Genomic DNA, 25,069 nt, shown 5'->3' with positions numbered 1-25,069 from the left:
GCTCTTCCTTTTAACTATGCGCTTTTTTTCTTTTTGCTGATTTTTCCTGTCCAGCGCTTGAAGCCGCCTTTCAGGTGATAGATGTCCCGGTTCCCTTTATGCTTTTTGATCAATTTTGCCGCTTGCTTTGAACGCATACCTGACTGACAGTATAAATAAACAGGCTGGTCTTCCCGGATTTCCACCATCCGCTGCTTCATCTGGGAAACAGGAATATTCCGGGCCCCGAGGATGTGGCCGCCGTCATATTCCTTCGGCTCCCGCACATCGATAAGCTGGGCTTTACGATAGCCTTTTATAAAATCTTCCTGTGGTAATGCAGTTAAGTCCTTCGGACCGACAAACCGGCGCACAATAAGAAAAACTAATACCGCAATAAGCACTACCCATAACCATTCAAATATCATATATATTATTTCACCTCTTTCCAGGTCGATTGCAAATTAATTATAACGCATAACCCTGTTGTTTTGCTAGATTTCTAATTAACGGGCGGTCATTTTTATATATGGAAAGCAGTGATCTCTGCTACAATGGAAATGGAAAAATCGAGAAAGAGAGATGAACATTAATGGCAAAAGATACTTGGCTTTTTATAGATTCGGGTAATCAGTCACCGGCCTACAACATGGCACTTGATGAAAAGCTCCTGCAGTGGCACAGCGAAGGGCAGATTCCGCCGGTGATAAGGTTTTACGGATGGAATCCGCCGACACTGTCGGTCGGCTATTTCCAAAAGGCGAAAAAAGACATTGATATGGACGCGGTGGAAAAGCACGGTGTAGGCTTTGTGCGCCGGCCGACGGGAGGCCGGGCTGTTCTGCATGATCAGGAGCTGACCTACAGCATTATTGTGTCAGAAGATCATCCGGAAATGCCGGAAACGGTGACTGAAGCCTACCGCGTGCTTTCGGAAGGGATTCTGCAGGGATTTTTAAAGCTTGGTCTGGATGCTTATTTTTCCGTTCCGAAAACGAAGGAGGAAGAGGATTCATTGAAAAATCCCCGTTCGGCTAACTGTTTTGACGCCTCATCCTGGTATGAGCTGGTCGTAGAGGACCGGAAAATTGCAGGAAGCGCCCAGACAAGACAGCGCGGCGTCATTCTTCAGCATGGCTCGATTATTCTGGATCTTGATGAGGATAAATTGTTCGATTTGTTTAAATACCCGAGCGAGCGAGTGCGGGAGAGGATGCAGAAATCATTTAAAAACAAAGCTGTAGCCATTAATGAGCTGACAGACACCCCGTTTACACTGGCCGATCTGCGCGCAGCATTTAAGGAAGGATTTGCCGACGGTCTGAATGCCGGCCTGGAAGAATATCAGCTGACCACTGCCCAGGAACAAGAGGTGCAGGAGCTGGCTGCTGAGCGCTATCAGGCAGAGGAATGGAATTTCAGGCGCTGATACGGGCATAAAATAACGGAATTAAAATACAAAAGACCGCTCCGCAGCGGTCTTTTGCTGATTATACATAGCAATACTCAGTTATAGGTCACAAGCGGCTGGGTGTCGCCTGCTTCGAATAGTTCGACCTCCCGGCGGAATTCTCCAAGAAGTTCTCTCGTCACCGGAGAATTCCCGTACTCGGCTTCAAAGGAGCCCTGAACGGATCGCACAGGCACGATTTCAATTGAAGTGCTCGTCATAAACATTTCGTCAGCCTCCTGGGCCTCCTTAATGGTAAATGGACGTTGTTCAACGGGAATATTCAGCTGCTTTGCAAGCTGAAGCACATAGCGCTTAGTAATGCCTTCAAGAATATAGTTGCTCTGTGGGTGGGTAATAATCGTTTCATTTTTAACAATAAAGGCGTTAGTGGAAGAACCCTCCGTAATAACGTCCCCGCGGTGCTGGAGCGCCTCGGCGCAGTGGTGGTCTTCTGCAGCCCGTTTAGCGAGCACGTTTCCGAGCAGATTAATGGTTTTTATGTCACAGCGAAGCCAGCGGATGTCATCAGTGGCGTACACATCAATACCGTCGGTCTGTTTAGCAAACGGCACCCCAGCCGTCTTTGTAAAGCCGGTTAACACAGGGGCGGTACCGCGTTCATACAGATGATCCCGGGCCTGGACCCCTCTGGTCAGCTGAAAGTAAATATAGCCCGTGGTAAGCTCGTTTTTATCGATCAGCCGGCGGAGAAGCGATTTCATGGTATCGGGGGAATAGGGAACCACCAGGTCGAGTTTAGAAGCGCTGTTCTGGAAACGCTCAAGATGACCCTCCTGGAGGAACAGTTTCCCGTTGTACACCCGGATCACTTCATAAATGCCGTCGCCAAAATAATACCCGCGGTCTTCGAATGAAATAGCGGCTTCCTCTTTTGGAATGATGGATTCGTTATACATCACATAGCTCATGAATGCTGCCTCCTTCAATACTTTATATTGTACAAGATTGCACGGACGAAAAAAAGAAAAGCTCTTCAAAAGGGAAAGAATTATTCAGAAAACAAAAAAGTTTCTTAGGGGCAATTTTGAAATAAGGGTTAATTATAAGAGAAAGAAGGTTTGTTTTTTAGAAATAGTTTCGTTAAAATGAAGAAAGCCAATTTTTTTGTGTGACGGTTTTTATCATATTTATTGGAGGGTCTCGATGCCGACTCCTAGTATGGAAGATTATTTAGAGCGGATTTATCAACTGATTGAATCGAAAGGGTATGCGCGGGTCTCAGATATTGCAGAAACGCTCGAGGTACATCCTTCTTCGGTAACAAAAATGGTTCAAAAACTCGATAAAATGGAATATCTGATTTATGAACGGTATCGGGGACTTGTACTGACTTCAAAAGGAAATAAAATAGGCAAGCGCCTGGTTTACAGACACGAGCTGCTTGAGAAGTTTTTACATATTATCGGGGTGGAGGAAGATAAAATATATGCCGATGTGGAAGGAATTGAACATCATCTCAGCTGGGATGCGATCGACCGCATCGGGGACGTTCTTCAGTATTTTGAAGAGGATGACGAACGTGTGCAGTCGCTGCGCGATATTCAGCGTTCGTACGAATAAAAAGATCAGGCGTTTGTTTTACGCCCGATCTTTTTTTCGGTTTTTATTTCCCTGAATTACTTTCAGGTTTGCATCATTCCGCCGTCTGCTGGAGTTTTTAGCGGATTTTTTCTTCTGCTGCTTCTGGGCCTGTTTAAAATTTTTCGCCTGAGTGCCCTTCGCTGCCCCGGATCGTCCGGATGCGGCATTGGAGCCGGCTTGGTATTGGTTCATCATCGCTCGCTTCATGATAACTCTTGTGAAAAGAAAATATAATCCAACCGCGATGGCTGCACCAATAACAAGGTAGAGAAGCAGACCGAGCGGATCTGTTACGAGCCGGTAACCCACCCCTAAAATGGCAAGTCCCAGCACAACAGTGGCAATGGGATTCTTCAGCGCTTGCTGCATGGAACACACCTCTCGTTTCATTAAAATTTTCATCCGTTATCAGGGGGCATGGTGAACTGTATCGAAATTAAGCAATTAGTATAGTGCATTAAATAGTGAAAATCAGAAATGCCCTGGCTCTCTTTTTCCCGTACGGAACAGTTTTATTAAGAAGATTTACTTCAATACCCGCTGTGTGCTGCGGTAAAACTATAGGCGGAAAATAACAGCAGTTCGCAGAGGCATAAAGCGTGAGGGGATGCATAGAGCATTAATCGAAATAGTACTTAAATTTTACAATAAAGATTTAAAATGCGCTACTTTTAACTATTCCTTTACGGTAATCATATTATTCCCATATTTTAATGAAACTACACGTAATATATAAAAGAGCTCCCTTCTCGCTGCTGATGCCTGTTTCCCTTCCGCGCGTTGTGTTACGATTAACAAGGAAGCAAAGTTAATCCAAAAAGAGGTGTCGGTAAATGCATGAGATCACAGCACGTATTCGGGAAGACCTTGAGCATAAAAAGCTTGATGCACTTGTCATACAAAGTCCCTACAACCGCCGTTACGTAAGCGGTTTTACCGGTTCGGCAGGTACGCTGATTATCACAAAAAAATCGGCACGGCTGATTACAGATTTTCGTTATGTCGAACAGGCTAATGACGAAGCCCTTGATTTCGACGTGATCGAGCAGAAGGGTTCGGCATGGGATATGGTCGAAGAGATTGCCCAAGAAGAAGAAGTGAGTTCTATTGGATTTGAAAAGCAGCATGTAACCTACGCGCAGTTTGAAGATATGAGAGAAAAATTGAGCGGATCCCTTTCTCCGGTATCAGGCATCGTGGAGAAGCTTCGGGTTTATAAATCAAAAGAAGAAGTGGAAAAGCTGCAGACAGCGGTCAATATCGCTGAAGATGCGTTTGAACACATTAAATCGATCATTGCTCCAAACATGACCGAGCTCGATGTCAGCAATGAACTGGAGTTTTATATGAGAAAAAACGGAGCAGCAGGATCTTCGTTTGATATTATCGTTGCTTCGGGATGGAGAGGTGCTCTTCCTCACGGTATCGCTTCCGATAAAGTAATAGAAGACGGGGAGCTGGTGACGCTTGACTTCGGGGCCTATGTGGACGGCTACTGCTCGGACATTACAAGAACGCTCGCTGTCGGCGAACCAATTGATGACATGAAAAAAATATATCAAACCGTATATGAAGCCCAGATGAAAGCCGTGGAGCAGGTTGGGCCGGGAATGACCGGGAAAGAAGCAGACGCAATCGCGCGGGAGCATATTAATAAAGAAGGGTTCGGCGACCGCTTCGGACACAGCCTCGGCCACGGTCTTGGCATGGAAGTGCATGAACAGCCCGGTGTTTCCCCGAAAAGCGATGTCGAGCTCGAGCCGGGCATGGTAATTACCATTGAACCGGGGATTTATGTTCCGGAGCTTGGCGGCGTTCGAATAGAAGACGACGTTCTTATTACCGAAACGGGCAGCCGGAAGCTCAGTTACTCTGCAAAAGAGCTGACGATTGTTGGCAATTAACCGGGAGTGCGTATAAAAAACCGGACAGCTGTGATATAGTAATAATCGATCAATTGAAGAGTGGAGGAACGTTTATGGTTTCAGTTAACGATTTTAAAACAGGACTCACCATTGAAACAGACGGCGATATCTGGACAGTTGTCGAATTCCAGCACGTAAAGCCTGGAAAAGGGGCAGCATTTGTCCGCTCGAAGCTTCGCAGTCTGCGTACGGGTAACATCCAGGAAAAAACTTTTCGTGCTGGTGAAAAAGTAAATAATGCACATATTGAACGCCGGAAAATGCAGTACCTTTATGCAAGCGGTGATGTGCATACATTTATGGACATGGAAACGTTTGATCAAATGGAGCTGACGAGCGAGCAGCTGAAATATGAATTAAACTTTCTAAAAGAAAACATGGAAGTATCCATTACCAGTTATGGTACAGAAACGCTTGGTGTTGAAGTACCTAACATGGTAGAGCTCGAAGTTAAAGAAACAGATCCGAGCATTAAAGGAAACACCCAGTCCGGAGGATCCAAGCCGGCAGTGGTGGAGACCGGCTACCGTCTGCAGGTTCCTATTTTTATTGAAGAAGGCGAGCGGATCGTCGTCGATACAAGGACTGGGGCATACGCCTCCCGTGCTTAAAAACTAACGGCCTGCCATTGGGGAGGCCGTTTTTTCTTGAACAATACACACAGGCGGCTGTGGACCGATGAAATTGCAGAATCACCGTGATATAATGAAATGGAATTTTGAGCGGTAATACGGAAAGAGAGGCTATTATATGGAATGGAATGATTTAACGGAAGGCGCAAAAGCGGTACTCGAACAGACCCGCAATATGAAAAGCGACCAGATTCAGATCGTGGAATTTGAAATAGGGTTTGAGCACCAGTACGGGGAACCCGGCCATGAATATACGGTGTCCATTCAGGAAGAGGATTACCAGAGCATTAAACAATTTGCTGAAGAAAACGAGTACGGGGAAAAGTATCATATGGCCCGGAACAAGGATATTGTCAAATTGATTCTGCTTGAAAAAGGAAAAATTCCTGATAATCTTTCCGAATATCCCGTCTTCCGCCAGTATAAGTATGAGTATGTACAAAAACAGAAAGAAGCGGAAGAAAAAGAAAGAGCAGAGGCAGAGGCGGAGCAGGAAGAATAAAATCATGCTGCATAGAAAGCGGGGAGCGCTGTGAGCGAATACACGCTGCTTACGATAGGTGAAGAAAAAGAAAGCCTGGGAAATATTGAGATCGCCCGGGACGTGATTGAAGTAGTGGCAAGCATTGCCGCGCTCGAAGTCGAAGGGGTATACGACCTGCAGGGCAGCATCGCAGATGATGTTGCAGAGCGTTTCGGCCGGAAATCATACGGAAAAGGCGTGAAGGTGGACCTGAGCGATAGCGGTGCGGTGGTGACAATCAGCATGCTGATTCACTACGGAAGCTCTGCGCCCGTCACGGCTAAGCAGGTCCAGGAAAACATTCAGCAGACCGTACGGGGAATGACAGATATTCACATCGATGCGGTGAACGTACACATTATCGGCCTGCAGTTCCCTGAAGAAGAGCAGTCGTTACAGGAACAGGAAAAATGACCAGGGAGGGCTGCCCCGCAACCGCTTTTCGGGGGAGCCGTCCTTCTTTCATTTACGAATACGGCTCCGGGTACATAGGAGAAAAGGAGAACACGAAATGAACCGACGTTTAGCCAGGCTTCGGTCCGTACAGGCACTGTACCAGATGGATATTACAGATGTTGATGCAGACCAGGCAATAAAAAATTCCATGCTAGAGGATGAAGAAGCAGATGAATTTCTGATTTCTGCGGTGCATGGCGTATGGGAACACCTTGTAGAAATTGATGAACGGCTCGTAGACCAGCTTGAACACTGGACACTGGAACGGGTTGGTAACGTGGACCGGGCTATTTTAAGAGAATGCGTCCATGAAATGTTATATGTGCCTGATATTCCGCTTCACGTCAGCGTCAATGAAGCTATTGAACTGGCCAAAGCATTCGGTGGTGTAGAGGCAGGGAAATTTGTCAACGGCGTATTGTCGAATATTTTAAGTGACTGTGAACGGGAAGGGAGAGAAAGCGAATGAGCGCCCAGCTGATCAGCGGCAAAGAAGTAGCAGCTTCTTTGCGTGAAGAAATTAAGCAGGAGGTCGCCTCCTGGAATAATGGAGAGCAAATACCGGGACTTGCCGTAGTTTTAGTAGGAGACAATCCGGCTTCGAGGTCGTATGTTAAAGGAAAACAGAAGGCGTCTAAAGAAGTCGGAATCCATTCAGAATTAAAAGAACTGCCTGAGTCGGTGACTGAAGAAGAACTTCTGCAGATTGTAAAGGATTATAACGACAATGCGGATATCCACGGAATTCTTGTGCAGCTGCCGCTGCCGGATCATATTTCGGATAAAAAAGTAATTGAAACTATTTCGCCGGATAAAGATGTTGATGGCTTCCACCCTATTAATATCGGCCGGATGATGACTGGCCAGGAAGCATTCCTCCCTTGTACGCCGTACGGCATTATTAAAATGCTTGAATACGTCGGCGTTTCAATTGAAGGCAAACATGCTGTTGTTCTTGGACGAAGCAACATTGTTGGTAAACCGATGGGGCAGCTGCTTTTAAATAAAAATGCCACGGTTACCCACTGCCATTCGCGCACAAAAGATCTGGAGTCATATATGCAGTCGGCAGATATTTTGATCGCGGCCATTGGCCGGCAGGAATTTGTAAAAGGAAAGGATATTAAACCGGGAGCTGTCGTGATAGACGTTGGGATGAATCGCAAGGATGACGGCAAGCTGTGCGGAGATGTTGATTTTGAGGAAGTGAGCGAAAAAGCCTCGTATCTCACACCGGTACCGGGAGGCGTAGGTCCGATGACGATCACGATGCTCCTCTACAACACGCTGCAGTCAGCTAAACGCTTTCAGCGGCAGGAGGCATGACGTCATGCAGTCACCTGCAGATAAATGGCTCTCCGTTTCCCAGCTGACGGGGGCGATCAAGCGCTCTATCGAACAAAACCCGGGGCTGCAGAAGGTATGGCTCCGCGGAGAAATCTCGAACTTTAAAAAGCACAGCAGGGGACATATGTATTTCACCCTGAAGGACGAGCAGGCGAGAATATCGGCAGTGATGTTTGCCGGAAAAAACAAAAATCTTTCCTTTATGCCGGAAAATGGCATGAAGGTGCTCGTTACAGGCAGTGTCTCTGTGTATGAGCCTTTCGGGCAGTACCAGATGTATGTGAACGCGATGGAGCCGGATGGTATCGGCCAGCTGTACGTACGCTTTGAACAGCTGAAAAAACAGCTGGAGACAGAGGGACTGTTTGCAGCGGAGCACAAGCGCGCGCTCCCTCCAATCCCAAGACATATTGTCGTCATTACGTCGCCGACGGGGGCGGCCATACGTGACATCGTTTCCACGCTGAAGCGGCGTTTCCCGCCGGTGAAAATCACGCTGTTCCCGGTGCTGGTGCAGGGAGAGCAGGCCCCGGGGTCAATCACACGGGCTCTTGAGAGAGTCGAAAAAATGAGCAGCGCGGATATGGTCATCGTTGGTCGCGGAGGCGGCTCGATCGAAGACCTGTGGGCGTTTAATGAAGAAGTGGTGGCACGGGCTATTCGCAACGTAAGCGTACCGGTTATTTCCGCTGTGGGGCATGAAACAGATGTTACGATTGCCGACTTTACGGCGGATGTGCGCGCAGCCACGCCGACAGCGGCTGCCGAGATAGCTGTCCCGATGATCAGCGAGCTTGAAGAAAAAGTCCGACAGCTGCAGAACCGCCTGCACCGGCAGATGCATTATAAAGTTCAGGAACAGCGCACCCGGCTTGCCAAGCTCCGCCGTTCGTATGCATTTAAATACCCGGCCCGCCTGTTCGAGCAAAAAGAACAGGACCTTGACCGGATGATGGAACGGCTCGAAAAGCAGGCGGTGCAGACAGTGAAAACAAGCAGACAAAAGCTTGAAGACACAGAAAAGCGGCTTATGCGCCAGCACCCCGAGCGCTTAATCGAACTTGAACGCCAAAGAATGTACGAAAAGCGGGCCCGGCTGCAAAAAGCGATGAATCAGCAGGTGGAACGGAAAAAAGCCACCTTTGCAAAATCGCTGCAGGCGCTTGAACTTCTGAACCCGCTGGCCATTTTACAGCGCGGGTACAATGTTGCTTACGATGAGAATGATAAGGTGCTGACTTCGATTGCCCAGGCAGACGAAGGAAGCAGCCTGCGGATGTATATGACAGATGGATACCTGCAATGTGAAGTTAAAGAAAAAGGGGAAGACGGCTTTGAGGCACTTTCCCGTCCGGAAAAGGAGCGGTAATCTTGGCAGAACAAGAACAATCATTTGAACAGGCAATGGAAAAGCTCGAGCAGATCGTAGAACGGCTTGAGGAAGGCGAAGTGCCTTTAGAAAAAGCGATCACGATGTATCAGGAGGGTATGACGCTTTCCAACACGTGTCACGAAAAGCTGCAGAAGGTTGAAAAACAGATGGACGAAATTGTGGACGAAAATGGAGAGGTAACACCGCTTGAAAACGAGGAACCGGGCGAATGAGTGGGGAGCTCCAACATTTTTTCGATACATACCGGCCGTCTGTCGACCGCGCTTTAACTGACCGTGTAGGTGCATTGAAAACGCCGGAGACGCTGAAGGATGCAATGCTTTACTCCCTTGAAGCGGGAGGAAAACGTGTGAGGCCGCTGCTTTCACTGGCCGTGCTTCAATGCTACCGCCCGGTGAAAGAAGAGGATCTTCCGGCTGCCTCTGCAGTGGAGCTGATTCATACGTATTCACTCGTGCATGATGATCTGCCGTCGATGGACGATGATGACTGGCGCCGGGGACAGCCGACGAATCACAAAAAATTCGGGGAGGCCGCTGCCATCTTAGCCGGCGACGCCCTGCAGACGACAGCCTTTTCCTTGATTGTGGAAGCAAAACGGCCTGCTTCTGCCGCTGCCAGACTGCAGCTGGTACAGGAGCTGGCTGCTGCTTCCGGGAGCGAAGGCATGGTCGGCGGTCAGATGGCCGACCTCGAAGGGGAGAAGCAGAGCCTTAACCTGGAGGAGCTCGAATACATTCATCATCACAAAACGGGAGATCTTTTGACCTTTGCCGTGGTCTCCGGAGCGTTAATAGCAGAAGCGGCAGACGAAGATGTGGAAAACTGGCGGGCGTTTGGCCGGGAGCTCGGTCTCGTTTTTCAAATCAAGGATGACATTCTGGATGTCGAAGGATCTCTTGAGGAGATGGGGAAATCCTCTGGAAGCGATGAAACGAAAGAAAAAAGCACCTATCCAAAACTGCTGACACTGGGAGGGGCAAAAGAGAAACTTGCCCACCATATTGAACAGGCAGAAAACGTGCTGGAGCGCATGACAGTAGATACGTCTCTTTTAACAGCGTTTCTTCAATATATTGGACAGCGTAACCACTAAAACAGAACGAATTAGTTTTCAGAACAGACAAACCATGCTAAAATAATTTTGAAAAGTTGAATGGTGCAGTATCCTAGTCGGTTCTCCATTTTCGAAGGCGGGCCTAAAAATCCGCTGAAGGGCACATCGATGAAGTTCCTGGCATCGGCTTGCGGCGCCCAGCCCTGGGTCGGTGCTGGGAGTTAAGGCGTAAGGGCGATCCACAATGGCATGTGGGCGCGAACCCTTTCGCCGTGGAGGCTGCGGTGATGCATCCGGGTCATCCTGGAAGACGGATACCGTCCCGGGTGCATGCTGCGGTAAGACCTGTTGCAAAGGCCAAGGGAAGGCCTTTCAACAGCGTAGCCTGCCTTGAGTGGAACAGCGGGGAGGTTGTTCAATTGGTATCATACCGGTAGGCCAACTGGTATGGGACCCAACAACTGAAACCTGTTCTGCAAAAGAGGATAAGAAAGTGGCACGGAACTGCCGGGGAAAACTCCTAGGCTGTTTGACGCACGTCCGGAGTGGATTGCAGTGTGGTCTGAGTGGTAATTCAGTCGAACTGCCGGTGACGGCGTTCACCAGGCCTTAAAGGGAAACCACCGATTCGGCGACGAATTGGCTGCCTGGTGGGAAATCCTACTGGACCTAAGCCACAAGGTTTACGCTCCGGGCGACCATTCAACTTTATACATAAGCAGTTGAAGAAGCGCTGGGAGGCGCTTCTTTCTTTTACGCGGGTGTTAAACGGTGAGGAAAGGAAAAAAGCTTGAATGTACGTTATTTAGGGTATAAACAATCAGGCCAGGGCATAAAATGATATTAAAAGAATGAGATGTACGTTATGATAAATACAAAGAATTTGGTGATAAGTGAACATGAATAATTTATGGAGAAAATCGCTCCAGTGGAGTACGTTAATTGGGTTTGTCACCCTGATACTTGCAGCAATCTTCTCAGTAGTCTCGACAGCAGTGCTTTCGGGAGTTGGCTGGGCGATCGGCATGGTCGTCGTACTGATCATCGTATTTACCGGTGTAATCTTTGACGTGATCGGCGTAGCTGCCACCGCGGCAAAGCCACGGCCGTTCAATGCCATGGCTGCCAAAAAAGTGCCGGGGGCTTCCCACAGTGTATTTATTCAGAGGAATGCCGACCGGGTCGCGAACTTTTGTGCCGACGTGATCGGTGATATCAGCGGGGTTGTGAGTGGGACGGCCAGCTCGGCCGTTGTCGTGCAGCTTGGTATGACGATTGGGACAAATAACAGCTCCAACGGCCAGCTGATTCTGAGTACTATATTCACAGCTGTCGTGGCAGCGCTCACAGTCAGCGGAAAAGCACTTGGGAAAACATTTGCGATCACGTACGCGAACAATATTGTTTTTCAGGTAGGAAGAATCTTGTATTTTATTGAGAATAAGTTAAAAATTAAGTTAATTCCAAAGAAAAGAAGATGGAAATCATCAACAGAAAAACATAGCAGGTAGGGGGATTCAAATGAACCTGGAAACGATCCAAGACCCTGGATTCATGAAGCAGTACAATGATAAAGAACTAAAAGCGCTGGGTGAAGATATACGGGCGTTCCTGATTGAAAAATTATCCGTTACCGGTGGTCATCTCGGTCCCAATCTCGGAGTAGTGGAATTAACGCTCACCCTTCACCAGCTGTACAATACACCAAAAGATAAACTTATCTGGGACGTTGGGCACCAGTCATACGTGCATAAAATCTTAACCGGACGTGCGGATCGCTTTGATTCACTGCGCCAGTACCAGGGGCTTTGCGGCTTCCCTAAACGTTCAGAAAGTGAACATGACGTATGGGAGACCGGCCACAGCTCAACGTCACTGTCCGCAGCAGAAGGAATGGCGCTTGCAAATCAGCTGAAGGGCGAGGACGCCAAAGTTGCCGCTATCATTGGTGACGGTGCTCTTACCGGAGGCATGGCCCTCGAAGCACTTAACCATATCGGTCATGAACAGACGGATGTCACTATTATTCTAAACGACAATGAAATGTCTATTTCTCCGAACGTAGGGGCGCTTCACAGTATGCTCGGCCGCATTCGCACAGCCGGTACTTACCGAAGAACGAAAGAAGACGTCGACCATATGCTGCGCAGAATTCCTGCGTTCGGCTCGAAGCTTGCTTCCTACGCCGACCGGATGAAAGACAGCATGAAGCAGATGGTTCTGTCCGGCATGTTTTTTGAAGAGCTTGGATTTACGTATCTCGGCCCGGTCGATGGCCATGATCTTGATGATCTGCATGCCAATATTAAATACGCCAGAGACACTAACGGCCCGGTGATTGTGCATGTGCTGTCCAAAAAAGGCAAAGGCTACACACCGGCGGAAAACGATGCTAAAGGGACCTGGCACGGACTTGGACCATATAAGATCGAATCCGGTGAAGTGATTAAAAAACCGGCAGCCGCGCCTGCCTACAGTGCTGTCTTCAGCAATACCCTGCAAAAAATAGCAGAAATGGATTCCCGTCTTGTGGCTGTGACCGCTGCTATGGCCGGTGGCACGAAGCTCGACACGTTTGCGGAAAAATTTCCGGATCGCATGTTTGACGTAGGTATCGCTGAACAGCACGCCACGACAATGTCAGGTGCGCTTGCGACGCAGGGAATGAAGCCGGTATTCGGGGTGTACTCCACGTTTTTGCAGCGGGGATACGACCAGCTGGTGCATGACGTCTGCCGCCAGAATCTGAATGTGCTCTTTGGGATCGACCGTGCAGGCCTCGTCGGTGCTGACGGGGAGACGCACCAGGGCGTTTTTGATATTGCATACCTGCGGCACCTCCCAAATATGAAAATACTGATGCCAAAGGATGAAAATGAACTGCAGCACATGCTGTATTCGGCTTTTCATAATGACGATGGCCCAACAGCCGTCCGCTATCCGCGCGGTAACGGGCTCGGGGTGGAGATGGACGAAGAGTTTCAAATGATTCCTTACGGCAAATGGGAAATCGTCCGGGAAGGCACAGACTGTACGATCCTCTCGTTTGGGACAATGCTTCCGATCGTAGAGGAGGCAGCTGCCGAGTTAAGCGGACAGGGAACCAGTGTCCGTATCGTTAACGCCCGTTCAGCCAAGCCGCTTGACGACGCAATGCTTGAAGAATTAGCTGAAGAAGGCAAACCAGTACTGACAGTGGAAGAAGCAGCACTAAAGGGAAGCTTTGGAAGTGCAGTGCTTGAATACATGGCCGACCATGAGCATGACTCGCTTCCAGTCCGCCGGATGGGCATTGCTGACTACTACGTCGAGCACGGCAGCGTGCCGGAGCTTTATGAGGAACTGGGTCTCACTCCAGAGAAAGTAGTGGAAAAAGTGACGGCGATGACCAGTAAAGAAAGAACAAATATCCGGGGATGAATAAAGAACGAATTGATACGCTGGTAGTGCAGAAGGGACTGTTTGATTCCCGGGAAAAAGCCAAACGGGCAATCATGGCAGGTCTTGTACTGGCAGATGATGAAGTGGTGGACAAGCCCGGGACAAAAATCAGTGATGAGGCAGCTTTGCGCCTGAAGGGCAAACAGATGCCATACGTCAGCCGCGGCGGTTTAAAGCTGGAAAAAGCCATTCAGTCGTTTCAGCTGGAGCTGCAGAACGCCGTGGTACTCGATGTCGGGGCCTCCACCGGAGGCTTCACGGATTGTGCGCTGCAAAACGGAGCTTCTATGGTATATGCTTTGGATGTCGGCTACAATCAGCTCGCCTGGAAGCTGCGCCAGGATCCACGGGTAGAGGTAATGGAAAGAGTGAATTTCAGGTACCTCGATAAAAATCAGCTGTCGCGTGGGCTGCCCGGGATGCTGATCGCTGATGTATCCTTTATTTCCCTGGAAAAGCTTTTCCCAGTGATGCCGCAGGTGCTGGACGAAGGCGCCGGCTTTTGCGTACTCATCAAGCCACAGTTTGAAGCGGGACGGGAGAAGGTAGGCAGAAAAGGAATCGTCAGGGACCCATCGGTGCACAGGGAAGTACTGGCAAAAACAATACAGTCAGCCGAAAGCGTTGGTTTAGCACCGGAAGCGCTCGATTTTTCCCCGATTACCGGGGGAGACGGCAATATTGAATATCTGCTGTACGGATCGGTATTAAGCGATAAGCCGTCTCCTCCCGGGGAGGAGCGAATAGAGGCGGTCGTCCGGGAAGCACACGAGTCATTCAAGAAAAAACTGGAACCTTCGTAAACGCCGATGCCCGTCGGCGTTTTTTTTATTTGGACTATGGTTTCAAAAGAATTTTTAAATCAACGCATGCTATTTACTCATAAACTTGTATAATTATAATGAAATAGTTATGATGAAAGTAGTTTTGCACGGGAGGTTTCGGGATGAATAAGGGACAGAGACACATAAAAATCAGGGAACTAATTTCAAATACAGACATAGAAACGCAGGATGATTTAGTAGCAAGACTCCGGGGAGATGGCTACAACGTAACTCAGGCGACGGTGTCGCGGGATATTAAAGAGCTTCATCTTGTAAAGGTGCCGATGATTGACGGCAGATACAAGTACAGCCTGCCTGCCGATCAGCGCTTTAACCCCATGCAGAAACTAAAACGGGCACTTGTGGACAGCTTTGTCGGCATTGATCATTCGGAGAATTTAATTGTCATGAAAACACTGCCGGGAAACGCCAATGCGGTAGGGGCCCTGATTGATAACCTGGACTGGGAAAACATTATGGGCACCATTTGCGGCGATGATACGATTCTCATTATCTGTAAGCAGAAGGAACATTCACCGGAGATTGTAAACCGATTTTTAGAAATGCTTTAATGCTAATTGGAAATGGGGTACAGAAATGCTTGAAGAAATTTCCATCAAGAATTTTGCCATTATCGAGGAGTTAACCGTTTCATTTGAAAATGGCTTAACAGTATTAAGCGGTGAAACGGGCGCCGGGAAATCCATCATCATTGATGCGATCGGCCTGCTTATCGGTGGAAGGGGATCGGCTGAATATGTGCGCCACGGAGAAAAACGGGCGGAAATGGAAGGGCTGTTCCGCCTGGAGGATAACCACCCCGCAGTTGAGAAATTAGAGGCCGCAGGCATTGATATTGAAGATGACATGGTCGTTCTGCGCCGGGACATTACGCATCAGGGCAAAAGCATCTGCCGGATCAACGGCAAATTAGTAACGCTTGCTGTATTGAGAGAAACCGGCCACAGCCTCGTAGATATCCACGGTCAGCACGAGCACCAGGACCTGATGCATGCTGAGCGTCACCAGCAGATGCTCGACCGGTTCGGAAAAACAGAGCTTGAAGAAGCACTCGAAGATTATCAAAAGCGCTACCACCGTTTTGGACAGCTGCAGTCAAAATTAAAGCAGCTGAAGGAAAGTGATCAGGAAACAGCAAACCGGCTGGATTTTATTCAATACCAGCTTCAGGAAATTGAAGCCGCCGGCCTGCAGCCGGGAGAGGACGAAGACCTGGAAAAGGAACGTCATATTCTGGCTAACAGTGAAAAGCTGTTCGAGGCAATCCGGGGGGCCTATGACCACCTGTACGGCGAAGGGAAGGCGCTTGACTGGGCAGGAATGGCAGTATCAAGCGTAGAAGAAGCCGCAGAAATCGATACAGATCTCGGAGAGCTTTCCGAGTCAATCAGCTCAGCTTATTACATGATGGAGGAGGCAACGTTTACGCTCCGGGATAAAGCTGATTCCATGGCGTTTGATCCTGAAAGATTAAACGAAGTGGAGAACCGGCTCGATGAACTGAATAAGCTGAAGAGAAAATACGGAGATTCCGTCGAAGAAATCTTAGTTTATGCCTCCAAAATCGAAGAGGAAATCGATTCACTCGCCAATAAAGAAGAGCGAATCGCCGAATATGAACAGGCGCTCTCCCAGGCAGCGGAAGAGCTGATTGCTGAGGCTAAAACATTAACTGATTTGCGTCGGCAGGCCGGCCACTCGCTTGCCGGGAGTGTTCAGCAGGAGCTTCAGGCGCTGTACATGGAAAAGGCTACGATGGAAGTGCAGATCTCACCTCTTAACCGGGGGAAAACCTATCAGACACCTGATGGGGAGACGTGGGTATTTAATGATAAGGGAGCGGACAAGATCGAGTTCCTTATTTCAGCCAATGCCGGTGAGCCTTTAAAGCCGCTCGCAAAAGTAGCGTCCGGCGGGGAAATTTCCAGAATCATGCTGGCATTGAAAACGATTCTTTCCGGCTTCCAGCACGTTACCTCCCTGATTTTTGACGAGGTTGATACAGGTGTAAGCGGCCGTGTCGCCCAGGCGATTGCGGAAAAAATCCATCTGGTGTCCAGAGGCTCCCAGGTGCTTTGCATCACCCACCTGCCACAGGTTGCTGCGATGGCAGACAGTCATTTGTATATTCAAAAAGAAGAAAAAGAAGAAAGAGTACAGACGATTGTCACTCCGTTAACGTCAGATTATAAGATTGATGAAATCGCCCGGATGATTTCCGGAGTTGAAGTGACGGCACTAACGAGAGAGAATGCGACCGAGCTGTTAGAAATGGCTGAGAAAGCTAAAAGCAATGTGTAGTCCCAATAGAATGTGTCCACCTGAAAAAGACAACTGTCGAAGTTGTCTTTTTCTATGCGACACGCTATGGTAAAATAATGTTGAGAGGGAAAAGGAGTGCAGCAAAAGCCTGCGGCAAAAGGAGTGGGAAGACATGATACGGGTCGTGGTGGCCGACGATAACAAGGAACTCGTCGAAGTATTAATCGAACATATAGAAGAACAGGAGGACATGGAAATAGCAGGCACAGCCCATAACGGGGAAGAAGCACTTGAGGTGGTGGAGCAGGAGCAGCCCGAGGTCTTACTCCTTGATATAATTATGCCGCACCGGGACGGGCTTTCTGTATTAACGGCACTGAAAAATAAACATACTGTTAACACGAAAGTTATTATGTTAACTGCATTCGGCCAGGAGGATGTAACGAAAAAAGCAGTGGATCTTGGGGCTGCTTATTACGTTTTAAAGCCATTTGATATGGAGGCGCTGATGGCAAATATCCGGGATGTACACAGAGAAAGCCTAAATTCCCAGGTGCTGACGGAAGAGGCTCCGAAAAAAACTGCCAGCCGCCAGTCAATGGAAGAGCGTATCAAAGACATTATCCAATATGTCGGCATTCCTTCCCATATTAAAGGCTATGTATATATGCAGGAAGCAGTGAAGCTCGTAATGGAGGATATGCAGATGATAAATGCAGTCACTAAGCAGCTGTACCCTGAGATTGCAAGAAAGTTTCAGACGACGCCAAGCCGGGTCGAACGGGCGCTCAGACATGCCATCGTTGTTGCATGGGACCGCGGACATACGCAGGCGATTTCCGATCTGTTCGGCTGGAGTCAGGACGGGGCTCTGCCCTATAAGCCTTCAAACAGTGAATTTGTCGCGGTAGTAGCTGACCGGCTGCGTACAGAGCAGATATAAATATGAATTTATACAAAAGGAGAACGAAAAATGGAATTGTTTGAGCGTATGGAGCTGCACGATTATGAACAGGTAGTGGTCTGCCAGGACCGGAACTCAGGATTAAAAGCAATTATTGCCATACATGATACGACACTCGGCCCGGCTTTGGGGGGCACAAGAATGTGGACGTATGAGAACGAAGAAGCAGCATTTGAAGATGTGCTGCGCCTTGCCAAAGGAATGACCTATAAGAATGCAGCAGCCGGCCTGAACCTCGGCGGGGGCAAAGCTGTGATTATAGGAGATGCGCGCACAGATAAAAATGAAGAAATGTTTCGTGCATTCGGGCGTTACATTGAGGGCCTTGCCGGGCGCTATATTACGGCAGAGGATGTCGGCACCACAGAGCATGATATGGATATTATCCACGAAGAAACGAATTTTGTGACTGGTATTTCACTGTCGGCTGCTTCCGGATCGAGTGGAAATCCTTCTCCGGTCACGGCCCGGGGCGTGTATCAGGGCATGAAGGCAGCGGCAAAGGAGGCCTTCGGTACCGATGATCTTGCCGGCAGAACGATTGCAGTTCAGGGTGTGGGGCACGTATCGTTTGAAATGTGCAGATTTCTTCATGAAGAAGGAGCATCATTAATTGTGACCGATATCCGGGAGGCTTCGGTGGAGCGTGCCGTTCATGCCTATGGGGCAAAAGCAGTGGCACCGGAAGAAATTTACGATGTTCCGTGCGATATTTTCAGCCCGTGTGCGCTTGGAGGGGGATTGAACAAACAAACCATTCCCCGTCTTCAGGCAAAGGTAGTGGCGGGAGCAGCCAATAATCAGCTGCAGACAGAAGAGGACGGCATCCGTTTAGAGGAGCGGGGCATCGTTTACGCCCCAGATTACATTATTAATGCAGGCGGCGTCATTAACATCGCCGACGAGCTCTATGGTTACGACCGTGAGCGGGCCCTGAAGAAAGTCGACGGTATCTACGATAATATTGTCCGTGTATTTGAAATCGCGAGACGCGACGGTATTCCATCGTTCCAGGCCGCAAACCGGCTGGCCGAAGAACGCATTGAATCCATCAAACGTTCAAGAAAACAGTTTCTGCCCCACTCGCGGCATATTTTAACGAATCGGTAAAGCAGCCTGAGCGCTGCTTTTTTATTTTAGCACCGGCGTCTGTTTTCCGGCATATCGAAAGGATGTGCTATAATAATCTCCAAATGTCAAAACTTCTCTTTACCAGATCTATTTTCGTGCTATGATGAAACGGAAAAATCCATTAAAATAAAGTAGAGATAAACGAATAAAATCCTGGGTGAAAGCCCGCAGGAGGAATTTTTATGGCTAAAGAATATGACCTGGTCATATTAGGAGCTGGTACTGGCGGATATGTGGCCGCTGTGCATGCAGCAAAAAGAGGATTATCGACGGCGGTGGTAGAAGCGCGTGATATCGGCGGCACCTGCCTGCACCGTGGATGTATCCCAAGCAAATCGTATTTAAAAAGCGCAGAGGTATACAAAATGGTGCAGGAAAGTCTGAGCTACGGCGTCGAAGCAGACAATGTGAGCCTGCAATTCGGAAAGGTACGCGAAAAAAAGAATCAGACGGTGCAACAATTACATAAAGGGGTTCAGCAGCTGCTGTCCAAGCACCAGGTGGATGTATATTACGGTCACGGGCGCATCCTCGGAGCTTCCATCTTTTCTCCAACAGCAAGCACTATCTCAGTGGAAACAGAAACTGAAGGGGAAAATATTATGCTGCAGCCCAAGCAGATTATGCTCGCCACCGGTTCACGTCCGGCTACTGTCCCGGGGCTCGAAATTGATGGTGAATACATTTTATCCTCCGAAGAACTGCTCGAGGCAGAAAAGCTCCCTTCATCGATGGTTATTGTCGGGGGAGGAGTTATCGGCGTGGAATGGGCTTCAATGCTTCAGGATTTCGGCGTGGAGGTACAGTTGGTGGAGCTCGGCGACCGCGTGCTTCCGATGATGGACCACGCTGTGTCGAAAGAGGCGGAAAAACGCCTGAAACGAAAAGGCGTCCGTATTTTTACAAATACAGAGCTCGATCCTTCTTCACTCACGAAAAACGGGGAAATAACGATCCATACAACGTCCAAAGAGGTACTGACGGCCGGGAAAATGCTCGTCGCTGTAGGAAGGACCGGCAATACGGGGGATCTGGGACTCCACAATACGGAAGTCGAAGTACAGAAAAGCTTCATCCAGACGTCGGGCATGTACCAGACGAAGGAATCACATATGTATGCTATCGGCGACGTCATCGGCGGCATGCAGCTGGCCCACGTGGCTTCGCGTGAAGGCATCATCGCTGTAGAGCATATGCTTGGAAATCACCCGGAGCCTCTTGACTATAAAAACGTTCCTTCCTGCGTCTACTCGGATCCAGAAATGGCTTCGGTAGGCTGGACAGAGCATGAGGCCACAGACGCCGGCCTGAATATCAAAACAAGCAATGTTCCTTTTCAGGCAATAGGCAAGGCCCTGGTGGAAAATGATCCGGAAGGATTTATGAAAATGATTGTGGATAAAGAAACAGAAGACGTGCTCGGCGTTCATATTGTCGGAAAAAAAGCGACCGAATTGATTAACGAAGGAGCACTTGCTGTCTATATGAATGCCTCGCATCTTGAAATACAGGGAGCGGTGCACGCGCATCCGACACTGGCGGAAATTTATGCTGAAGGTGCCCTGGCGGTAGACGGAAAAGCTATTCACCACGGATGAAATAACAAGGAGGAACGAATATGATTCAGGAATACAGTACCCACCGGGAAGTAGGCTTAAGCGACGAAGAAGCGCTCACAATGTATGAAATCATGCTGCAGGCAAGACGTCTTGATGAACGGATGTGGCTGCTGAACCGTGCCGGTAAAATTTCATTTGTTGTCTCCTGCCAGGGCCAGGAAGCGGCCCAGGCAGCTGCAGCTATGGCGCTTGACCGCGATAAGGACTACCTGCTGCCGTATTACCGGGATTTTGGTCTTGTCATGGCATTTGGGATGACTGCGAAGGATTTGATGCTGGCGGCTTTTGCCAAGCAGGGGGACCCCAACTCTGAATCCAGACAGATGCCGGGCCATTTCGGCCAGCGAAAAAACCGTATTGTGACTCAGTCCTCTCCGGTAACTACACAGATTCCCCATGCTGCCGGGTTTGGACTTGCAGCTAAAATGAAAAATAAGGATTTTGTGACGATGGTTACGTTTGGTGAGGGTTCCTCCAACCAGGGAGACTTTCATGAAGGCATGAACTTTGCCGGCGTCCACGATCTTCCAGTCGTGTTTTTCTGTGAAAACAATAAATACGCTATCAGCGTACCTCTCAGCAAACAGCTCGCCTGCGAGCATGTTGCTGACCGCGCAAAGGGATATGGTATGCCGGGGGTCACTGTGGAGGGCACACGGCCGTTTGAGGTGTATAAAGCTATGAAAGAAGCAGTGGACCGGGCGCGGGACGGTAAAGGCCCGAGCCTCGTTGAAGCGCTAGTAGCAAGGCTGACGCCGCATTCAAGTGACGATAACGATAAACTGTACCGGAGCGTCGAAGAAATGGATGAAGAAAAGCAGACCGACGCTGTCGTGGCTTTTGCGGATTACCTGCGGAATGAGGGGATCCTTACCGAAGAAAAAGAACAGACCATGGAGCAGCGGATCCGCGAGGAAGTGGATGCCGCAACGGATGCCGCTGAAGCAGCAGAATACCCTGCTGTGGAAACGCTTGGGCAGTACGTTTACGAGGAAGAAGGGAATTAATATGGCAGTCATGTCTTATATTCAGGCAATCAATACAGCGATGAAGGAAGAAATGGCACGTGATGAGAACGTGTTCGTTCTGGGCGAGGATGTCGGTCTGAAGGGCGGGGTGTTCCGTGCGACCGAAGAGCTGCACAGCACGTACGGCGACGAGCGTGTCATCGACACTCCGCTCTCCGAATCAGCAATTGCCGGAGTGGGTATTGGGGCTGCGATGTACGGCCTCCGCCCGGTAGCAGAAATGCAGTTTGCGGACTTTATTATGCCGGCAGTCAACCAGATTGTCTCTGAAGCAGCAAAAATCCGGTACCGCTCCAACAATGACTGGTACTGTCCGATTACGATCCGGGCGCCTTTTGGCGGCGGAGTGCACGGTGCTCTGTATCATTCACAATCAGTGGAGGCGCTGTTTGCGAATACGCCGGGGCTGAAAGTGGTCATTCCGTCCACCCCCTACGACGCGAAAGGACTGCTGAAGGCTTCGATCCGGGATAACGACCCGGTGTTATTTTTTGAGCATAAGCGCGCGTACCGGATGCTTAAAGACGAAGTGCCGGAAGAGGACTACACTGTGCCAATCGGAAAGGCAGCAGTCAAACGGGAAGGGACGGATGTTACCGTGATTACATACGGATTGTGTGTGCATCTGGCCAACCAGGCCGCTGATACACTTGCCGCAGAAGGCATCGATGTGCATCTGGTGGATCTGAGAACCGTCTATCCAGTCGACAAGGAAGCAGTCAAAGAAGCCGCGGCGAAAACCGGAAAGGTGCTCCTTGTCACCGAGGATAACCTCGAAGGAAGCATCATGAGTGAAGTGTCGGCCATCATTTCCGAACACAATTTATTTGACCTTGATGCGCCGGTCCGGAGACTTGCAGCTCCCGATGTGCCGGCCATGCCTTACGCTCCGACACTGGAAAAAGAATTTTTAATGAATACGGATAAAATCACGAAAGCGATACGAGATTTGGCGGAATTTTAGGAGGGTATCAAGGATGCGCAAAGAAGTAACAATGCCGCAGCTTGGGGAGAGTGTCACCGAAGGCACGCTGTCCCAGTGGCTTGTAAAACCGGGCGATAAAGTAAAAAAATATGATCCGATCGCAGAAGTGCTGTCAGATAAAGTGAGTGCAGAAATTCCCAGCTCGTATACAGGTGAAATCAGCGAGCTCGTTGCTGAAGAAAACGAAACAGTGGCTGTAGGCACGCTCATCTGCTATATGGAAACAGAAGAAGCGGAGCCGGCCGAGGTAAAAAAGGCTGAAAAGCCTTCTGCAGAAACGGAGCAAACGGCCTCGGCACAAACAGATGGAGAAGAAGAGAAGTCGATGAAAAAAAGGTATTCGCCGGTTGTATGGCGACTCGCCCAGGAAAACGGCCTGAACCTTGACGATATCGAAGGATCCGGCAGACAGGGGCGCATTACAAAAAAGGATGTTGAAAAAGCGATCCGGGAAGGCGCAGAAAAAATCAAGCAGGAGGAAGCTGCACCTTCGCCATTTCCTATCTATTCAACAAAGCCTTCTGAAAATCAGGAGGAGCGTGAAGGCGACACGATTATTCCGGTAACCGGAGCAAGAAAAGCAATTGCAGACAATATGGTGAAAAGCAAGCAGGAAATTCCCCACGCCTGGACGATGATAGAGGTGGACGTGACAGATCTGGTAGCGTACCGGAACAGCGTGAAGGATGAGTTTAAACAAAAAGAAGGCTTTTCGCTTACGTATCTGCCATTTTTCATGAAAGCTGTTTCTGAATCTCTGCAGCTGTTTCCAAGCCTTAATTCCACCTGGGACGGCGATCGGATTATTCAGCGCAAGGAAGTGAACCTGTCGATGGCTGTAGCCAGCGAGGAAGCTTTGTACGTGCCGGTCATTAAGCAGGCAGACGAAAAAAACATTCGCGGCCTCGCCCGGGATATGCAGTCTCTTGCCACCAAAGTACGTCAGGGCACCATTAAGGCTGAAGAAATGAGAAGCGGGACGTTCACGGTGAATAACACCGGGTCCTTTGGTTCTGTACAGTCCATGCCGATTATTAATCACCCGCAGGCGGCCATTCTTTCTGTGGAATCGATCGTGAAACGACCGGTAGTCATGCAGGGGGATATGATAGCAATACGCTATATGGTTAACCTATGTCTCTCCCTGGATCACCGGATTTTAGACGGTCTGCTGTGCGGACGGTTTCTAGCTGACCTAAAGCAGCGGCTTGAAAATTATAAAGGCACGGAAAACATTTAAGAGAGTCTTCCTTGGGAAGCTCTCTTTTTTAATCACAAAAAAGAATCATTCTTATTTACAAATGGATTACCTTGCGCTAAAATCAATGTACATACAAAACGTAATCATTACGATAAAGAGGTGCAACGATGAATAAACTATTTATTTTAGGAGCAGCTGGAGCAGCATTCGCTTCTTTAAGCGCCTGCGGTTCGGAGGATAACCAGGAAGAACAGGGGAGCGAAGGCGAGGAAAAGCTTGAAGTGTACACCACGCTTTTTGCCTGGGAGGACTTTACAAAACAGATCGGCGGCGACCATGTAAATGTAGAAAACGTCGTACCGGCCGGGTCGGATGCGCATACATATGACCCGACGCCGCAGACACTCACAGACATTGCGGAGGGCGATATGTTTGTGATGACCGGAAACGGAATGGAAGGGTTTGCCGACGAAGTGGAGAGCACGATCGGCAATCAGGACGTGCAGATTGCCAGGGTGGCAGAAGCTGCGGGCGGGGAAGAAGCCCACGAACATGAAGAAGGAGAATCTGAAGAGGAGCATGCGGATCATGCTGAAGAAAGCCACAGCGGGGAAGAGCACGACCACGGCGGCGCAGACCCCCATATTTGGATTGATCCGGTTCAGGCGAAGGAAGCAGCCGGAGTGATTAGGGACGAGCTGATTGAGGCGGACCCGGATAATGAGAACGCCTACGAAAATAATTATGAAGAATTGGCAGCGGAGCTCGATGAACTGGATGAGCGTTTTGAGACCCTTGTGGATGAAAGCAGTAAAAATCAATTTATTGTTTCCCATGCAGCATACGGATACTGGGAAGAACGATACGGCCTGGAGGAAATCGCTGTTAACGGCGTGAACGCCCAGAATGAACCTTCCACGCAGGAAATCAATGAAATTATCGATACAGCAGAAAAAAACGATCTGAATGCCATTATGGTGGAGGAAAATATTCCGTCTGACACCACAGACGTTCTTCAGGAAGAAATCGGGGCGGAGGTTTATACGCTAAATAACCTCGAATCAGCCAGCGAAGAAGAGATTGCTGATGGCGCGGGCTACATCTCATTGATGAATCAGAATATCGATAACCTTGAAAAAGCATTGAACGAATAACTTTTCAAGCTTCTCACTTGTGATTCCCTGTTCTTATCCGCTACAATATAGGTATCCGATGAAGGAAAGGAA

The 25,069-nt window shown here is 49.0% G+C and carries 26 protein-coding genes; 23 read left to right on the top strand and 3 right to left on the bottom strand.

The features are described 5' to 3' along the window. Positions 1–14 precede the first annotated feature (14 nt). The gene (locus Q0757_RS12430) at positions 15–407 is read right to left on the bottom strand and encodes a rhodanese-like domain-containing protein (protein ID WP_022793593.1); all 393 of its coding nucleotides are present in this window, start codon (positions 405–407) and stop codon (positions 15–17) included. 164 nt (positions 408–571) lie between these two features. Here Q0757_RS12430 and Q0757_RS12425 point away from each other — a divergent pair, with 164 nt between their 5' ends. Continuing rightward, a complete protein-coding gene (locus tag Q0757_RS12425; RefSeq protein ID WP_298787815.1) occupies positions 572–1,408 on the top strand; it encodes a biotin/lipoate A/B protein ligase family protein in 837 nt (278 codons plus the stop codon). 77 nt (positions 1,409–1,485) lie between these two features. Here the strand turns inward: Q0757_RS12425 and dat are convergent, their stop codons facing one another. Then, on the bottom strand, positions 1,486–2,361 hold the full coding sequence (gene dat / locus Q0757_RS12420; RefSeq protein ID WP_298787813.1) for a D-amino-acid transaminase: 876 nt from the start codon (positions 2,359–2,361) through the stop codon (positions 1,486–1,488). Positions 2,362–2,596: 235 nt separating this feature from the next. Here dat and mntR point away from each other — a divergent pair, with 235 nt between their 5' ends. Further along, entirely contained in the window at positions 2,597–3,013 is a 417-nt protein-coding gene (gene mntR, locus Q0757_RS12415) for a transcriptional regulator MntR (protein ID WP_298787811.1), read from the top strand. A gap of 18 nt (positions 3,014–3,031) precedes the next feature. On the opposite strand, the gene Q0757_RS12410 is transcribed toward mntR, so the two are convergent. After that, positions 3,032–3,403, bottom strand: coding sequence for a hypothetical protein (locus Q0757_RS12410; RefSeq protein WP_298787809.1), 372 nt, complete (start codon positions 3,401–3,403; stop codon positions 3,032–3,034). A 464-nt stretch (positions 3,404–3,867) separates the two neighbouring features. On the opposite strand from Q0757_RS12410, the gene Q0757_RS12405 reads away from it, so the two are divergent. From Q0757_RS12405 to Q0757_RS12305, 21 genes are all read left to right on the top strand, one after another. Continuing rightward, positions 3,868–4,938 (top strand): Xaa-Pro peptidase family protein, encoded by a 1,071-nt coding sequence (locus tag Q0757_RS12405; protein WP_298787807.1) that lies wholly within the window; start codon positions 3,868–3,870, stop codon positions 4,936–4,938. Positions 4,939–5,012: 74 nt separating this feature from the next. Continuing rightward, positions 5,013–5,570 carry an elongation factor P gene (efp, locus tag Q0757_RS12400; protein ID WP_298787805.1) on the top strand — a complete coding sequence of 186 codons (558 nt, stop codon included), beginning with the start codon at positions 5,013–5,015 and terminating at the stop codon, positions 5,568–5,570. 139 nt (positions 5,571–5,709) lie between these two features. Then, positions 5,710–6,093, top strand: a complete 384-nt coding sequence (locus tag Q0757_RS12395; RefSeq protein WP_298787803.1) for a hypothetical protein — start codon at positions 5,710–5,712, stop codon at positions 6,091–6,093. 30 nt (positions 6,094–6,123) lie between these two features. Next, on the top strand, positions 6,124–6,528 hold the full coding sequence (locus tag Q0757_RS12390) for an Asp23/Gls24 family envelope stress response protein (protein WP_298787801.1): 405 nt from the start codon (positions 6,124–6,126) through the stop codon (positions 6,526–6,528). Between the two features lie 97 nt (positions 6,529–6,625). Then, positions 6,626–7,039: a transcription antitermination factor NusB gene (gene nusB / locus Q0757_RS12385; protein ID WP_022793584.1), complete on the top strand. Its 414-nt coding sequence runs from the start codon at positions 6,626–6,628 to the stop codon at positions 7,037–7,039. Continuing rightward, a complete protein-coding gene (folD, locus tag Q0757_RS12380; RefSeq protein WP_298787798.1) occupies positions 7,036–7,896 on the top strand; it encodes a bifunctional methylenetetrahydrofolate dehydrogenase/methenyltetrahydrofolate cyclohydrolase FolD in 861 nt (286 codons plus the stop codon). The genes nusB and folD overlap by 4 nt, the downstream gene beginning before the upstream one ends. Positions 7,897–7,900: 4 nt before the next feature. Further along, on the top strand, positions 7,901–9,286 hold the full coding sequence (gene xseA / locus Q0757_RS12375) for an exodeoxyribonuclease VII large subunit (RefSeq protein ID WP_298787796.1): 1,386 nt from the start codon (positions 7,901–7,903) through the stop codon (positions 9,284–9,286). Then, positions 9,286–9,522 (top strand): exodeoxyribonuclease VII small subunit, encoded by a 237-nt coding sequence (gene xseB, locus Q0757_RS12370; RefSeq protein WP_298788182.1) that lies wholly within the window; start codon positions 9,286–9,288, stop codon positions 9,520–9,522. Before xseA ends, xseB begins: the two co-directional genes overlap by 1 nt. Then, positions 9,519–10,406 carry a polyprenyl synthetase family protein gene (locus Q0757_RS12365; protein WP_298787794.1) on the top strand — a complete coding sequence of 296 codons (888 nt, stop codon included), beginning with the start codon at positions 9,519–9,521 and terminating at the stop codon, positions 10,404–10,406. Before xseB ends, Q0757_RS12365 begins: the two co-directional genes overlap by 4 nt. A gap of 860 nt (positions 10,407–11,266) precedes the next feature. Then, the gene (locus Q0757_RS12360; protein ID WP_298787792.1) at positions 11,267–11,878 is read left to right on the top strand and encodes a hypothetical protein; all 612 of its coding nucleotides are present in this window, start codon (positions 11,267–11,269) and stop codon (positions 11,876–11,878) included. Between the two features lie 10 nt (positions 11,879–11,888). Continuing rightward, positions 11,889–13,787: a 1-deoxy-D-xylulose-5-phosphate synthase gene (gene dxs, locus Q0757_RS12355; RefSeq protein ID WP_298787790.1), complete on the top strand. Its 1,899-nt coding sequence runs from the start codon at positions 11,889–11,891 to the stop codon at positions 13,785–13,787. Continuing rightward, on the top strand, positions 13,784–14,611 hold the full coding sequence (locus Q0757_RS12350) for a TlyA family RNA methyltransferase (RefSeq protein ID WP_298787788.1): 828 nt from the start codon (positions 13,784–13,786) through the stop codon (positions 14,609–14,611). Before dxs ends, Q0757_RS12350 begins: the two co-directional genes overlap by 4 nt. A gap of 143 nt (positions 14,612–14,754) precedes the next feature. Beyond that, positions 14,755–15,204: a transcriptional regulator AhrC/ArgR gene (gene argR / locus Q0757_RS12345; protein ID WP_091611696.1), complete on the top strand. Its 450-nt coding sequence runs from the start codon at positions 14,755–14,757 to the stop codon at positions 15,202–15,204. A 25-nt stretch (positions 15,205–15,229) separates the two neighbouring features. Continuing rightward, positions 15,230–16,954 (top strand): DNA repair protein RecN, encoded by a 1,725-nt coding sequence (recN, locus tag Q0757_RS12340; RefSeq protein WP_298787782.1) that lies wholly within the window; start codon positions 15,230–15,232, stop codon positions 16,952–16,954. Between the two features lie 133 nt (positions 16,955–17,087). Beyond that, entirely contained in the window at positions 17,088–17,858 is a 771-nt protein-coding gene (spo0A, locus tag Q0757_RS12335) for a sporulation transcription factor Spo0A (protein ID WP_298787780.1), read from the top strand. Positions 17,859–17,888: 30 nt separating this feature from the next. After that, positions 17,889–18,989, top strand: a complete 1,101-nt coding sequence (locus Q0757_RS12330) for a Glu/Leu/Phe/Val dehydrogenase (protein ID WP_298787778.1) — start codon at positions 17,889–17,891, stop codon at positions 18,987–18,989. Positions 18,990–19,192: 203 nt separating this feature from the next. Further along, a complete protein-coding gene (lpdA, locus tag Q0757_RS12325) occupies positions 19,193–20,608 on the top strand; it encodes a dihydrolipoyl dehydrogenase (RefSeq protein WP_298787776.1) in 1,416 nt (471 codons plus the stop codon). 20 nt (positions 20,609–20,628) lie between these two features. Continuing rightward, positions 20,629–21,636 carry a thiamine pyrophosphate-dependent dehydrogenase E1 component subunit alpha gene (locus Q0757_RS12320; RefSeq protein ID WP_298787774.1) on the top strand — a complete coding sequence of 336 codons (1,008 nt, stop codon included), beginning with the start codon at positions 20,629–20,631 and terminating at the stop codon, positions 21,634–21,636. A 1-nt stretch (position 21,637) separates the two neighbouring features. Next, on the top strand, positions 21,638–22,621 hold the full coding sequence (locus tag Q0757_RS12315; RefSeq protein ID WP_298787772.1) for an alpha-ketoacid dehydrogenase subunit beta: 984 nt from the start codon (positions 21,638–21,640) through the stop codon (positions 22,619–22,621). A 13-nt stretch (positions 22,622–22,634) separates the two neighbouring features. Then, positions 22,635–23,882 (top strand): dihydrolipoamide acetyltransferase family protein, encoded by a 1,248-nt coding sequence (locus Q0757_RS12310; protein WP_298787770.1) that lies wholly within the window; start codon positions 22,635–22,637, stop codon positions 23,880–23,882. Between the two features lie 128 nt (positions 23,883–24,010). Further along, complete coding sequence (locus tag Q0757_RS12305) at positions 24,011–24,997, top strand: metal ABC transporter solute-binding protein, Zn/Mn family (RefSeq protein ID WP_298787767.1); 987 nt, start codon at positions 24,011–24,013, stop codon at positions 24,995–24,997. Positions 24,998–25,069 lie beyond the last annotated feature (72 nt).

Source organism: uncultured Marinococcus sp. (genome assembly GCF_947493875.1).
Lineage (GTDB): Bacteria > Bacillota > Bacilli > Bacillales > Marinococcaceae > Marinococcus.
Note: the sequence above shows the minus strand (reverse complement) of the source record. Positions and strands in the feature narration are given on the sequence as shown.